Here is a 15,517-nt window from a genome sequence, read left to right on the forward strand (position 1 = left end):
GATGTTATTATTAAATTATGATAATAAAATCAATGCAATACCCATGACAGGTAAAATCGCTCCAGCTAATTTACTGGTGTTTTTTGGTAAAAAAATATTATTGGGATTAGCAGGGTCCACATATATTTGACATGTATGAGGTTGTTTTTGCGTCTTTTTAAAAAGCTGTTTATCAAAGTTGGTAATAGCACTTAAAGACTTACTTTCAAAGCCATATTCCACCAGCATTTGTTTGTCTTTAAATGAACTAAACGGCATCAAATCCTGAAGTGATACCATAGTTACCTTGTCAATAAAACATACGCGCCAAGTGCGCTTTCGATATAAGCCATATATAAAATAAATTAATGGCTCAACCCCTAAAGCAGTTAATACTAACCCGGTTAAAAAAAGTTCATATTTCATAGCATATCCTTATTGCAAAACTGAAGCTAAAATTACGCGTGAGCCTGCTTTGCTTTATTATTTTATGCGAAGATCATTCCAAATAAATTAAGGGAAATTAACCATTTTATATTTTTCATACTAATTAATAACATAAAAGGTAGCTCCCTTAATTTATTTTTATTTAAGTTTAAATACCATTCACAATCGTGTTATTTGTGGTTCTGATAAACCAAATGTGCGCCAACTAAATCACTTAATGCTGTTCCTACAGATTTAAATAAAGTGATTTCATTGTGCGATTGACGCCCTGGTACATCTCCAGAACATAATTGTGCCAGTTCAGCTTTAACATCATTTTCACTAAATACACCTTCACTAATAGGTATCAGTAACTCACCCGCTTCATTTAAAACATTAGTACGACTATCAACATAAACTGAACTATCTAAAATAGCCTGAGTATCACATTCTCTGCGGTCACGATTATGATTACCAATTAAGTCAACATGGGCGCCTGCTTTAAGCCATTCACCTTTAAATAAAGGCGTTACAGAACCTGTTGCACAGCTAACAATATCAGCCTGTTTTATCGCTTTTTCAACGTTGCTTTGCTCACAAGCAACAAACTCAACATCCGTATGGCGTGTTTGCATTAGTGCTATTAAGCTGGCAACTTTATCTGTATTACGGCCAACTATTGTTACTTTTTTCAGATTTCTAACGCTTAAATGTGCACTGATCATATATGTTGATAAGTTACCGGTGCCAAAAAATACCATTGACTCACTGTCTTCTCTGGACAAATAACGAGAGGCTAATGCAGATACTGCAGCAGTTCGCCAAAAAGTAACACTAGTGCCATCTACCAAAGCCAAAGGTACACCATGATCTCGGCTGAATAACATTATTTTTGAGTATAAAGAATCATATCCTGCATCTGCATTTTGTGGAAAATAAGTAAAAGATTTAACGCCTATGACTTCTTCATTCCAAGCTGGCAATACAGCAAATGCATTGTGTTTTTCACAGCCTGGAGCTAGTTCAAATACCTGACGCTTTGGCATATTAAAATCGCCTGCAAACCCTTTATCTAAAGCGGGAATTAAATCCTTAAAATTAAGTACTTTGTGAACTTGTTCTTTTTCTATTACTTTCATTTTTTACCTGTATAACAATTAACGGTATTTAAGACCGCGCGGATAAATCCCCGCCTACAGCCTCGAATGACTCAATTACATAAAAGGTTAAATAACAAATGGCTTAGGTGCATGGGTTAAAACTTGAAAGTCATCCTCTGTAATAAGCAGGTCATCTTCTAATCTCACCCCACCAAAATCAGGGATATATATACCAGGCTCAATCGTAATAATATTGCCCGTCTCTAGCACATAATCACAGTTAGGGCCTATAATTGGCGCTTCATGTAAAAACAAACCAACACCATGACCTAAACCATCACCCGCCCATTGACCATATTCAGATGCATTTAAAACTTCACGTGCCGCCTTATAAGCTTCAACTGCAGGTAAACCAGGTTTTAAAATATCAATCGCAGCTTGCTGTGCTTGCGCAACAGTATTATAAAGATCCGTTTGTTTTTTTGATGCTTCCCCTAATATATAACTACGAGTCATATCAGAGCGATAACCATTTATTACCGCGCCAAAATCAAGCGTGATGAAATCACCATTTTTAAGCTTTTGCTCACCTGGAATACCATGAGGCAATGAGCTACGCTCAGCAAATAACATGATAGTGTCAAAAGCTAAGCCTTCTGAACCAAGTTTTTGCATACGGTATTCAAGCTCTAAAGCAACATCTCTTTCAGTTGCTCCTTCTACAAAATATGGCATTAACTCACTTAAAGCTTGATCCGCAATCGCAGCTGCTAATTTAGTTTGTTTAATTTCCCAATGGTCTTTAACCATACGTTGGCGTTCAATCAGGCCAGTAATAGGTAAAGTTGTAATATTGCCAAGGTCTTTACACACGCCCTGCCACATAGCCACATTAATAAAAGCAGCATCAAAGCCTAAGCTTTTTGTACTACCTAAATGACGTTTAATACAAGCGCCTAATGTTTCTTTTTCGCGATCCCTGGTGATCACTTCAAAATCACGACACTCATTAACTGCTTGCTCAGCATATCTATAATCAGTAATTAAATAATTCTGCTCAGGGGTAATAATTCCATAAGCGGCGTGCCCACTAAAACCACTTAAATAACGTAAATTTTCAAAACCTAGCACCAATAATGCATCTAAACCTTGTTCGACAAGCTGTGCACGACATTGATTTTGCCTTTGCTGATAAATTTCTTTCATCGAAAAATAAAACCTTCTTTTAATGGATCTTCAGGATCAATATAAAACTCAGACTTGCCTGTGATATACGCCATACCACTTACTTGGGGAATAATCGCGTTATATTGGCCAAATTGGGTAGTTTCAACCACTTTTACATTAAAGTATGAACCTAAAATGCTTTCAATTTTAACTGACTCATCAATTAATAATTCACCTTTTGCATGATGAATAGCAACTCGACCACTCACTCCTGTACCTGTAGGACTACGATCTAATTCACCTTCAGCAAAAATACATACATTACGACTATGGGCATCATTAGATAATGTTTGTAGATGGGAAACAAAAATCACGCCATATAAAAAGCTTAAATCAGCTTCAAAGGGATGTTTGATTATAAACTGAGTTTGTACAGCTTCTTTTATCCGTTTACCCATATCAATTATGGTCATGCTATTTGTATCACTGAGGTCTAAATCTAAAACGTCTGCATCTACATACGCATAAAAAGCACCGCCATAAGCTAAATCAAAAGTAACATTGCCTAAATCGGCTACAGCGGCTTGTTGTTGCTTTAAAGCTAAAAATGAAGGTACATTGTTAAACCGAATATCAATTACTTTCTCATTTTTAACTGTAATATATGAAGTAATTAATCCTGCGGGGCTATCAATACGAAGTTCATTATCACCTTCAATAACATCAATCACTTTAGCCTCAACAGCAGCCTTAGATAAAGCAACAATCGCATGGCCACACATAGTGCTATAACCTTCATTATGCAAAAACAATACACCAAAGTGACTTGTTTCACGCTCAGGCTCAGTGATCAATGCGGCATACATATCAGCGTGTCCACGCGGTTCAAAAATAAGCGTTTTACGTAAATCATCAAAATGGGTTAAACAATACTGTCGTTTTTCTAAAATCGTTTTCCCTTTAAGTTCAGGAAAACCACCGGTGATCACCCGTAAAGGTTCACCGCCAGTATGCATTTCTAATGTCGTAATATGGAGCCAATCTGTTGGTACTTGCCAGTTAGCAAAAGGATTTTGTTGCATAGGTAAATTAATTGATAATAACATATTGCATACAATATACTCACATTAAATTAAATTGCAAATATGCTATATCAAGATCAATTAAAAGGATTGCTCAATTGAGGATCCGAAACAAAAGACTCATCGGTTAATGCGTTTAAAAACGCGATTAAATCAGACTTTTCCTTTGAAGTTAAAGCGAGCTTTTTTACAAAAGGGCTTTTATAGATATTTTTCAATACTTGTGTTTGGTTATTAAACTGTTTATCAGCACGCCCGCCAGCATTATAATGCTCTATCACCTCTTCTAATGTGCTAATGCTACCATCATGCATATAAGGTGCGCTCAGTGCGATATTCCTTAATGTTGGCGCTCTAAATGCCCCCATATCATTTGAGTCTAAAGTGATTTCATTTAAGCCAATATCCGCTAAAGGATAACTGCCTTTACCATCAATATTATATAACCCCGTATTATGAAAAGGACGCCTATCTAATAATTGTTTTTCATGGGTGGTAGATTGGGTGAAATTAAAACCTCCATGACAGTGATGGCACTCTAATCTTTCAGAAAAAAATAAATCCATGCCTCTAATTTGGCTTTCATTAAGTGCATTATCTTGCATTGCATAAGCATAGCGATCAAAAGGGCTATTAAATGAAACAAGTCTTCTTACAAAGCTTGCTAATGCTTTATTAATTCTATCGAAGTTAATTTCGTCATCACCAAAAGCTGCAACAAACATTCCTTTATAACTTTCAGTATGAAAACGCGTTAATATTTGACTTTCATAGCCAGTTACGCCCATTTCAATGGGTTCTTCGCCAAATAAAGGTAATAAAATCTGGCGCTCAATGCTATCTAAACTAGGGTGTGCCCAAGTAAGGGTTTTATTATAAGCGATATTCACCAAAGCCAGTGAATTACGCCTATGGCTTTGACCTGTAGAACCTATAGAAACAGCCAAGGACTCTGAAAAAGCTTTATCTTGCTGATGACATGTCGCACAGCTTTGCGTTTGATTAGCGGATAATTTATTATCATAAAATAAAAATCGCCCCAACTTAACTTTAGCCTCTGACATAGGGTTGTCTGTTGGTACTTGCGGCTTAGGGTAACCTTTAGGGATTGGCCATTTATATTCAGCTGTTTTTTTTGAACTATCACACGCGATTAAGCTGAAAACCAACCCCAAGATCACAACTAACCTTAATAAGTAAATCATTTTAAAGACTCAAGATCTTGGGTAAAAATAACCCTTTGATTTAAGTTTTGATATAAAACACGACACGCTGATTGGTTTAATTCTCCCATGCATGAATTTTCAGAGTTGAGCGCTAACTCTGAAGTTAAGTTATTAAATGAAATATATATGGGTTTGCTCGGCTCAAAGTTTTTAATGGCAAAACTCACCCGATTTGGATTTTTACAAGGTACTTTAGGCGCGCGCATAACTGATGCTGAATCACAGCCAGTTGATCCTAAATGAAAAGACCAACTTTCACCTTTTACTGTTTTATTAGCCAAATCTAGACGCAAAAATTTATGCCCTAGCTGCCAAGCCCAAAACATATCTGATTGATTCAATGGGAACTTCGCTGTTAATGGATTTTTATGATTAACCTCAAAAGGCACAGCAAGTTCAAATTCCAATAATGCCTTGTGTTTTAACTGGCTATCGAGTTCAACTTGCCAATTAAATTCACCTCTACAATTTCCGCCAATCAAAGCAATTTCATTATTCACTTCTTTTAAACTGCCATCATAATTAATATTTTGCATTTTGCTATCAAGTTGTATTTTTGATAAATAGAATTGAAATGTACTTAATTGCCAAGCTTCTTCTGCAATTATCAAATCACTGTCACATGTTACTGGCTGACCATTTATAACTGGAATAAAGTTAAGTTTAGTCGGGAGTGTTTTTTGACAAGCAATAGCCACAAACAGAGCTAAAATAATAAAAGTGATTAAAAAACGTCTCATACGTACCTATTATTATATTTTTATGTAAATATTAATGACTAGGGATTATAAGCACAGGAATAAAGTATGTACCAGAAAACTTTACAAGCCTCATTAAGTTTTATATTGATAACGATAAGTTCATTAAGCTTCGCCCATATTGAACATGATAAAGCCAGATATGTATCTGAAAATGGCATAGATAAAGGCTATTGCGATAAACCATTTCGAGCATGTAAAACGATTAGCTATGCTGTTCAACAAGCGAGTAAAGGCGATAAAGTACTTGTTGCCAGTGGACATTATAAACTTGAATCTGAATCTGATGTTTTTTATCTACAAAGTCAATTAGTACCAGTAAAAGCCGGCTTTAATCGTATGGATCACTTTCAAATACAAAGCCCGATAAACAATCCAACTTTTATCAGTAATGCGCCAAAGTCGATGCATAATGCATTATATAAGGCGGGGTTCACAATCGTCAGTGATGGTAAATCAAACTTAAACTCAGCGGCATTAAAAGTAAAATTAAACAAATTAAGTCAATTATCACAAATACAAAATAATCAAGCTTGCCAAAATGGTTCAGCTGCAGGATTTGAATGTCAAAATGTCGATTTAATATCCCATATTCCCTTAACCAGTATTTCAGGAAGTCCTTTTTCAGGCAGCGATATTTGGGGGCATATTGATTTAAATAACAATAAAGAATATGCAATTATGGGGCATGATAAAGGCGTAACAGTATTTGATTTAAGTGTACCAAGCCAACCTAAACAAGTAGGCACAATAAGCGGTATTGCAACTAGCTGGCGTGATATAAAAGTTTATCAATATTTTGATAACACATTAAATGCCTACCAAGCATTTGCATATACTACCGCTGAATCCAGTGATGGTATCGTGATTATTGATTTAAATAACTTACCTAATTCGGTTTCTAAAATTAATCAGTTAAATCAAAAAGAACAATTTATACATAACGTGTATATTTCAAATGTAGATTATGGACTTGGCCTTGCGTTACCAGGTAGTGAAGCAAATGTTATTGCATTAGGTGGTTCCAAGTCAGGTGGTGCATTTAGAAGTTATTCGCTATCAGATCCCACAAACATTCCGATCAGTTTTGAAAATTCACAAGCATCTCGACTCGATTATACTCACGATGCTGCTTCTGCATTTATAAAAGATGAAAGAGCACAAAGAGACTGCGGTGAAGCTTCTGGCAAGTGCACCGTATTAGTTGATTTTAATGAAAATGAAATGCGTGTTTGGAATATATCTAACAGTAACGAAGCTAAATTATTATCAAGTATTACTTATAATGAAGTCAGTGATGATAATAAATACGTACATTCAGGCTGGTTTAGTGAGGATAATCGATATGTTTACTTACATGATGAATTTGATGAAACTCGCGGTTCACTTAATACGACTGTACGAATTTTTGACTTACAAAACTTAACTGCGCCAGTGCAAGTGGCAAGTTGGAAAAGCAACAACCCAACAATCGATCATAATGGTTTTGCCCGCGGAAACCGCTACTACATGTCTAACTATGAACGTGGTTTAACAATATTAGATATCAGTGATCCGATAAATCCAGTAGAAATTGGTTTTTTTGATACATTCCCAAGTTCAAATAACAGCAGCTTTAATGGTGCCTGGGGTGTTTATCCATTTTTACCATCGGGGTTAATTTTATTGAGCGATATCAATAGTGGCCTCTATGTACTTAAAGATAATACAAAGCAAAAAGCCAACGATAGATTATCTTTTTCAAGCAATGCGTTAAATGTTAATACAAAAGGCATGGTGCAAATACCGGTGATCAGAGAAGGTAATATAGAACTTGCTGCTAGTATAGATTTTGAAACCCTAGATGGTAGCGCAAATGCCTCATCTGATTACACCTATGTTTCGGGCACTTTAAACTGGGCTGCAGGGGATAATACTACTCAATATATTAATCTTGAAATTAATAAAGATTTTGATGCAATCAATCCTCAAAACAATTTATTTATTCGCTTATTTAATTCTCAAAGCCATAGTGCAATTGGAGATTTTGGTTATTTAAGCGTTAATCTTGAGGGTTTAGCTGCTGTTGGTAATATTTCATTAGCGCAAAATGATATTCGAATAGCAGAAAATAAAGGTGAATTAGCACTCACATTTAATCGCATTGGTGGTAATAGAGGTGTCATTACACTCAACCTAGACTTATCTAGTAATAATGATTTCAACGACGATTACTCAATTAATCAATCACAACTAATATGGGCTGATGGTGAAACAGCTTCAAAAACGATTTTGGTAAATCTTGTTGATGATGATTTATCAGAGCTAGATGAGGTTATAAGTATTTCACTGCTAGCAACAGATGAAGACGGCACAGTACAACAAAACCAATTACAAATAACCTTACTTGATGACGAAAACAATCAAGCACCCATAATCAATATTTCAAACATTTTAAGTGAGCTGCCAGGGCGAGGTACTTATTATGCGTTGCCTGATATCTCAGATCCTGAAGGTGATGAAATCAGCTTTTTATGGGAGCAAATTTCTGGGCCTGCAATAGAGTTTGTAGATCCAACACAAGCTGCAATGAACATCAATGTAGGTGATATATCAGGTGAATTCGAATTAAAACTAACAGCGACAGATCAAAGAGGGGCAAGTAATAGCGCAACGGTGACTATGAAAGTATCCGTTGTATTTTTACCAACACCAGATGAACCAGAACAAAAGTCTTCTGGTAGCATTTATTTATTATTTATTTTGATGTTTGGAATTGTTAGGTTTCGAAATCTTCAAACAAAAATAACAACCTAGATTAAACAAATAAATACAGGCACTGGTATGAGGTTATTCATAGATATGAATAACCTCTCCCCTATATTACTCTATATTTCACCTATTTCACGATAATTAACCAAACATCACTGAATTTTACCGCTCAGCACAAACTCATCTATTAAATATAGGAATCCCTTATTATGTATCCCAAGCAAACATAAATCGTATTTTTTAAGATAAGGATCTTAATATGACGACATTTACACAAACATCAGAGGGAACATTTGTAGATAGAGAACCAGGAAAGTTCACAACAAAATTAAAAATGGCAGGTGCTATTGTAGGTTCCGCATTAGTTTTATCTTTAGTATTTAGCGGATTAATGACTTTATTAGTTGTAGGTTCTATTGTGGCAGGTATATCACTGCTATTTCGTAAATAGCTTAAACAGAGTTTAATATAAATTATAAAATAACCACTCCCTGGACTATTTTATAATCCCCTAAAAACAAAAAGCACATACCTTATCCAGTATGTGCTTTTGTTGTTTTGAGTAAAAGCTAAATTAGCGTTTTACTGGTAAACGTTTTACAGTGCTTATTGCTGCAACCACACGTCTATTTTGCGCATGAGCAGTATCTGTATTGGCTTTATTAATTAAACGAGTCTCACCAAAACCAACTGTTGATACACGAGTACGATCAATTTGATATTGTGAAACTAAAACATCACCTACAGCTTTAGCACGTTGCTCAGATAATTTATGATTATAAGCAGCATTACCTTGCGATGAAGTATGACCTTCTAACTTCACCGTACTTTTCTTAAATGTATTTAAGAAATCAGCAACCTTTTTAATATCACTTAAATACTGAGAATTTACATCTGATTTATCATTATTAAAGTTTACAAGTAAACGTACAGATACTTCTTTTTCTTCATATACAGTACAACCTTTAAGATCTACTGCATATGCAACTTCTGAATTAACACAGTTGTCAGCTACATCATATACACCATCATTATCAGTATCGATAGGCGCTGCAGGTGCTGCTACTTGAGATACAGTAGCCGGCTCCACTTCTTTTTTTACAGCTGGTGATGCTTCACCAAAAAAGTAGTTGACTCCTAATTTAACACCCACATCTGTGTGGTTTTCATTTAAACCTTCATACAGATTTATTTCTCCTGAAAAAGCAACATTATCAGTAACAAAATGACGCATACCTAAACCAAGATTAACCATATTAAATGATTGATAAGCTTCCATACGTTTTAAGCCTGCAATGGCATATATAGAACTATCATCAAAATGATACAAAGCGTCAATACCAAAACGTTCAGCTTTACTATGGTCATTATTATTTTCAATATTAAAATGATGTAACGTGTATTCTAATCTTGCAGTCCAATAATCACTAAAGTTATAACCAAGCTCAATACCACCACCAAATGATTCGCCTAAATCTAACGTATCTGATGGATCTACATTATTCCAATCTGCCCAATAATGCTCACCAAAAACACCTACATATACCTTATCGGTAGCTTCAAGTTGTACAGCTTCAACTTGAGACGTTAAACTTAAAAGCCCTAAAGTAATACCACATGCTACTGTGTTAAGTTTCATTCCATTTTCCCTTTTATTTGAGTTACAAAAAAATATACATTATTCAGTTTAAATTAAGTTAATTTGTGATATTTTACCCGACCTTATTTCAGCGCAACGCCAAATAGCTAAAACCTAATAAGCGCCAATACATATAATCAAAGAAATTGAACATTACATATGATTAAAAACCAGCGTCACGCTATTTATTATGCTCTTGCAGCCGTTTTTTTATGGTCGACTGTTGCAACTGCTTTTAAACTTGCATTGCAACAGTTATCACCTTTACAGTTAGTTTTTTATGCTTCTGTTTTTAGTTGGTTATTTTTATTAGGGTGTTTAACCAAAAACAAGCAACTCACTGAGATTTCCCCTACCTTTAGACGCAACAAAGCGCTCTACATTAAATTAGGTAGTTTAAATCCATTTTTATATTATTTAATTTTATTCAAAGCGTACGATTTATTACCTGCACAACAGGCACAAGCGCTAAATTATACTTGGGCAATCGCTTTAAGTTTATTAGCCGTACCTATGCTTGGGCAGAAACTCAGAAAATCAGATATCGCCGCATTAAGCTTTGCCTATTTAGGGGTACTTATTATAAGTACCAAGGGTCTGCTAACCGAACTTAACTTTCAAAGCCCTTTAGGTGTAGGTCTAGCCTTACTCAGTACACTTTTGTGGGCATTGTACTGGATTTATAGTACAAAAAACAAAGACAAACCAATTTTAAGTCTATTTATTTGCTTTAGTATTGGTTTACCTTTGATAGCGGCAGTAGTTACCTGGCAAAACGCTTGGATCATTCCAAGTATAAAAGGCACATTAGCCGCTTTATACGTTGGTTTATTTGAAATGGGCATTACTTTTGTTTTATGGCTTATCGCCATGAAAAAAGCAGAGAACACAGCTAAGGTTAGCAATCTTATTTTTATCTCTCCATTTATATCTCTGATTTTGATTAATCAATTGTTAGGAGAAGAAATTCATCCCGCTACTTTGGTAGGGTTATTATTTATTGTTACGGGTTTAATGGTGCAGAAGTTAGTAAAATAACTAGCTTCTAGCTAACAATAACATTGAAAAATTTATAAGCCAACGTTCTGATAAATAGGCTTATAAATCTCTTAAACTGATTATTGTTCACGCCAATAAATTACGCGGTCATTACCTCTGTAACGACCAAATTGAATTGTTGAACTTGGGTTGTCATCCGTATTATCGTTATTCCAGTCGAATTTCAAAAAATCTGGAACTAAAAATTCAACACCTATAGGAGCTATATTTCCTGCAGGATCTAATAATAAGCCTTCTCCAATTTTATATTCTCCATTTTCAAACTCTGAGCCTATATTTGTTACATCTCGTGTTGGTGAAGTTGTTAAGTCAATTAATGCATAAGTAGTACAACTATCATCTTTATTCAGTTTAAAAGTATTTGATAAATTATCCCAATATTCAATCTTCATAGGTACTCTTATTTTTTCAAGCTCGGAGCCGTAACTGTTTTCTAAGGTTACTCGACCATATCTAAATTTTAAATCATTAGAGTTTAACTTTTTACCTGTACAATTAGCACCTGCATTAGGGGATTCAATACATGCATTTCCATCTTCTGGGTTTTCATCTAAATCCTTTAAAGGTGAAGAATCAGGGTCTACTAGTTTTAATATTATATTAACTCCTAAATATGCTCCATCAGGATTACCCACAGCCAAACGATTAAATTTAGAGTTTTTTACTTCATCTTTATTAAATTTGAACTCTCCTTGATCCCAATTAGGAGTAGAATTTACAGCACTTAAACGTGCACCAAATGAACCAACTGCATTACTACCTGCTTCTTGGTAATTACCATTTTCTGTATTTTCCATAAAAATAACAGGCTGAGATCTCGCATAATTATTCTTATTAGTTGCACTATACTCGTAGTTTAACATGCGTACACCTATTGAATTTTGAGCTTCCAAAGTGTATTGAATCATGAAATCTTGATCCATATAAGTAAAGTTTGTGCATTCTTGGGTAACATGATCACTAACAGATGGAATTAATGAGAAGTGGTCCGGTACAAATCTGCCTATATTATTTTCACTTCCTGTGATTTTAGCCCCTACATCATCAGTTCTTGCCCAATTCAAATAATTGACAGGGTCTAAACTAGCATCAAGTTGCAAAATACCCACTTGATCCCATGCCACATTAAAATAGCTATTTGCTCCAACTTTAGATATACCATCCACAAATTTATATGTTTCAATTGTTAAGCTACCATCCTCTCCACCAACTGGCGCTTGCACTTTAGAAGTAATATTAGGCACTAAGCTAATACCGGTATCATCGTCATCATAATTGAGTGTGACATTATTTTCTGCATTTAAAGCTTGGATTTGAACTGTAAAGTTTTCACCTGTTTTTTTAAATAATGGATCAGTTGCATCATCTGCGTATGAGGGGTCGTCTGTTCCGTGATCATCATCTTTAATAGTAACAGTATAAGATTTTGGCCTAAATACGAACTCATTTGAATTACCCACCATATAATCAGACGAACCTTGTAATGGCGCTCGAACATTAAGCTTAATTTTCCCTGCATCGGCGTATTTTAGATTTGATATTTCAGCAATACCATTTAATCCAAAATCTAAATCAACAGAAGTAAAATTTCCCGAACCTGATTTTTCAATCGTTTCATTTGAACCCGAATGATTATCTAAAGTAAGATTCATACTTGTACAACTACCTGGATCTATACAGTCTAATTGAAATTCGATAGGCTTAATATTTGTATAAACTGATTGGCAAGCACCTGTATCTGGATTTTTTTTAATAGGCTGAATATAAATAGGCTCCAAAATCACTCTGCCAGATATTTGATCCCAAAAATCAACACTTCCATTGCCAGTACTATCAGTAAACCTTAAACCAACATCAGCAAACTCAATATCACAACCACTGCCACCACTTGAGTTAACACAAACCAAAGGGTTACTTGCTGTTACAGTTTCATTATCAACTGACAAAGTTAAAGTACCTACAGTTGTTTGACTTAAACTAACTGTAGTCTCGCCAGTGAAAGTAGGGGTAGATTGTGTAACACCATCAGCTTTAAAGTCTAATGTAGTACTAGAACCATAAAGATTAGTACAGCTTGAATCTTCACAAGCTTTAATTGTAATTGTTTCAGCTTCACATGTTAAACCTGCGCCATCATGCTCTATGCGATAATGATCAAGCACAGAACCACAATCACGCGTATCAGCCATAATACTTGCAACATCTGATTGCGATAAAAATCGGTCAAAAACCCGAACTTCATCGATAGAGCCGTCAAAAAATCGATTCCCAAAACCTTGATCTTGGCCAACTTGAAACTTATCGTTATTTAACGTTAAAGTACCAGGCTCATTATCATTTGCTAAACTCACACCGTTAACATAAATTCTTTGCTCACCATCTTTGTAGGCTATCGCTAAATGATACCAACTGCCAACCGTAATATTGGCACCACTGGTACGTAACTGCTTATTTCCACCACCCCACCACCAAAAAACCTCCCCATTACTATCAAGGTGGAATTCATAATTTTCATCTTTTGAAATGATAGACTTTAAATTACTACCACTTGGTAAAACATCAGCATTAACCCAAGCAGTAACTGTCATCTCTGATGCTAAACTCACTAAAGAGTCATCAGTATCGAGTTGAACATAAGAATCAGTACCATTAAATTCACCATAACGACAAAAGCCAGGCGTACCAGATATAACTGGTGAAGTATTTTCAGTACTGGCATTATAAGATGTTAAATGTAAGTCATTGTCTGATGAATCTTTAACATCACCAGCAGAACCATTCCAATCTAATTCATCAAATCTATATTCTGCAACAGGTACTAAACCACATACTCTAGCTGAACCATCATAGCCTAACCCTAAGTTTTGATTATCATAAATAGTCGTAATTTGAGCTGAGCTCAGAGGTCCATCAAATATTAACAATTCATCAACTAAACCTTCAAAATCATATCTATCATCCAGCCCTGAACTTGATTGTTCTTGTCCTAATATAAATTTATTTATATTTAGCGATGCTGATGAATGGCTAACACAACCTTGCAATACTTTGTCTCTATATAAGCAGTTTTCAGTTCCTGAACGAGTCCATACAACATGATGCCAAGTATTATCGGCAATACTTGCAGTGGTGAAGTTACCATTTGAATAGTTTTTAAGGTAAGGTTGAAAGTTAGTTGGACTGTTAAACCACATAACTAATTCATAATATGCGCTTGAATTAGCTCCAGAAAAAATACTTTGCCCTGATGTATTGTTCGAGTTTAGCCAAAAAGAAATTGAAAAATCAGACATTCCGTTAATGGCTTGTGTACTCAAATCGATATAATCTGAAACTCCTGAAGCAGACAAATCAACTGCATTACACAATTTACCAGCAGTTGGTTGTGAACCATATGCTATACCATTAAAACCACTAATAGAATCTACAACTTGATTTGCAGCACCATTGACCCAACTAGCAGCATCAAAACGATATTCTGATATTGGAATTAAAGTAACAAGGGAATCACACATAGCTAAGAAATTTGGCGTTGTTACTTTAGAAGCATCATATGTTACTGTAGAAGGGTTGTTTATTGAAACATCCTTACCTGTAACTGAACCCGATATTAATGAATCCTTTTTTATTTTAATATCTTTCTTTGAATACATTGCTCCGGTAAAGTTTAGCTCCTTTTCTGCTTCTATATTTTTATACCCAATTAAAATCAACTCACCTGCGGCATCATTTATATGAGAGTTTTCCTTAATATCAATTTTATTTTTAGCGTAAATCCTAACAGTACCACTACCTGTAATTGCAAGTGTGGTATCTTTTTCTAATTTTAAATCCTTTATCCAATAGTCTCCTGGCAAGAAAACGACTGTAGCACCTTCTTTTATTTCTAATTTTTTCATTCGATATTCACTAGATAATGTAGTGAATTGAACAATTCCACCCTCATCGACTACAACATCTTTATACTGCCCAGCAACTAAAGCTAAATTCCCCCCACTTTTGTCTCCTAAAGCGTTCGAACTATTTTTAAAGTTTTCTAATGTTAACTCAGGCCCCCAGTCTTGACTTGCCCCAGGAAAAACATCTAAACAAGCCGCTGAGTATGCTTTCTGTATGGATAGTATAAAAAGAACAGCAGATAATAATATTGCAGTTACTACATTATTTGCTTTTATCATTAACATAATCCATTAATTAAGCTTGAAAGTATTACTTAAGTTTAGATGTAGCAAAAATATAGAGCAATAGTTAAATTACTGAAATTAGAATTTAATAGTATTTTTAATTAGTTAGCTCATTTAAATGGAAGTGTTTAAAAGTTATTTTTGAA

Annotated in this window: 11 protein-coding genes; 3 read left to right on the top strand and 8 right to left on the bottom strand. The window is 34.9% G+C overall.

The window, feature by feature from the left end:
- Positions 1 to 15 precede the first annotated feature (15 nt).
- From KO527_RS09000 to KO527_RS09025, 6 genes are all read right to left on the bottom strand, one after another.
- Positions 16 to 405, bottom strand: a complete 390-nt coding sequence (locus KO527_RS09000; protein ID WP_216039978.1) for a hypothetical protein — start codon at positions 403 to 405, stop codon at positions 16 to 18.
- 191 nt (positions 406 to 596) lie between these two features.
- Complete coding sequence (locus KO527_RS09005; protein ID WP_216039979.1) at positions 597 to 1,544, bottom strand: ornithine cyclodeaminase family protein; 948 nt, start codon at positions 1,542 to 1,544, stop codon at positions 597 to 599.
- A gap of 87 nt (positions 1,545 to 1,631) precedes the next feature.
- The gene (locus tag KO527_RS09010; RefSeq protein ID WP_216039980.1) at positions 1,632 to 2,711 is read right to left on the bottom strand and encodes a Xaa-Pro peptidase family protein; all 1,080 of its coding nucleotides are present in this window, start codon (positions 2,709 to 2,711) and stop codon (positions 1,632 to 1,634) included.
- Positions 2,708 to 3,778 (bottom strand): proline racemase family protein, encoded by a 1,071-nt coding sequence (locus KO527_RS09015; protein ID WP_252733574.1) that lies wholly within the window; start codon positions 3,776 to 3,778, stop codon positions 2,708 to 2,710. Before KO527_RS09015 ends, KO527_RS09010 begins: the two co-directional genes overlap by 4 nt.
- A 53-nt stretch (positions 3,779 to 3,831) precedes the next feature.
- Positions 3,832 to 4,959 carry a methanobactin export MATE transporter MbnM gene (locus tag KO527_RS09020; RefSeq protein WP_216039981.1) on the bottom strand — a complete coding sequence of 376 codons (1,128 nt, stop codon included), beginning with the start codon at positions 4,957 to 4,959 and terminating at the stop codon, positions 3,832 to 3,834.
- The gene (locus tag KO527_RS09025; RefSeq protein ID WP_216039982.1) at positions 4,956 to 5,720 is read right to left on the bottom strand and encodes an MbnP family copper-binding protein; all 765 of its coding nucleotides are present in this window, start codon (positions 5,718 to 5,720) and stop codon (positions 4,956 to 4,958) included. The genes KO527_RS09020 and KO527_RS09025 overlap by 4 nt, the downstream gene beginning before the upstream one ends.
- Positions 5,721 to 5,786: 66 nt before the next feature.
- On the opposite strand from KO527_RS09025, the gene KO527_RS09030 reads away from it, so the two are divergent.
- Positions 5,787 to 8,534: a choice-of-anchor B family protein gene (locus tag KO527_RS09030; RefSeq protein WP_216039983.1), complete on the top strand. Its 2,748-nt coding sequence runs from the start codon at positions 5,787 to 5,789 to the stop codon at positions 8,532 to 8,534.
- A gap of 214 nt (positions 8,535 to 8,748) precedes the next feature.
- On the top strand, positions 8,749 to 8,940 hold the full coding sequence (locus tag KO527_RS09035) for a hypothetical protein (protein WP_216039984.1): 192 nt from the start codon (positions 8,749 to 8,751) through the stop codon (positions 8,938 to 8,940).
- 123 nt (positions 8,941 to 9,063) lie between these two features.
- Here the strand turns inward: KO527_RS09035 and KO527_RS09040 are convergent, their stop codons facing one another.
- Positions 9,064 to 10,128 carry an OmpA family protein gene (locus KO527_RS09040; protein WP_216039985.1) on the bottom strand — a complete coding sequence of 355 codons (1,065 nt, stop codon included), beginning with the start codon at positions 10,126 to 10,128 and terminating at the stop codon, positions 9,064 to 9,066.
- Between the two features lie 159 nt (positions 10,129 to 10,287).
- Between KO527_RS09040 and KO527_RS09045 the strand changes: the two genes are divergently transcribed.
- Positions 10,288 to 11,166: a DMT family transporter gene (locus tag KO527_RS09045; protein WP_216039986.1), complete on the top strand. Its 879-nt coding sequence runs from the start codon at positions 10,288 to 10,290 to the stop codon at positions 11,164 to 11,166.
- An 80-nt stretch (positions 11,167 to 11,246) separates the two neighbouring features.
- Here KO527_RS09045 and KO527_RS09050 read toward each other — a convergent pair whose 3' ends face one another.
- On the bottom strand, positions 11,247 to 15,365 hold the full coding sequence (locus KO527_RS09050) for a LamG domain-containing protein (RefSeq protein WP_216039987.1): 4,119 nt from the start codon (positions 15,363 to 15,365) through the stop codon (positions 11,247 to 11,249).
- Between the last annotated feature and the right edge of the window lie 152 nt (positions 15,366 to 15,517).

The organism is Pseudoalteromonas sp. C2R02, assembly GCF_018860845.1.
In the GTDB taxonomy this organism is placed as follows: domain Bacteria; phylum Pseudomonadota; class Gammaproteobacteria; order Enterobacterales; family Alteromonadaceae; genus Pseudoalteromonas.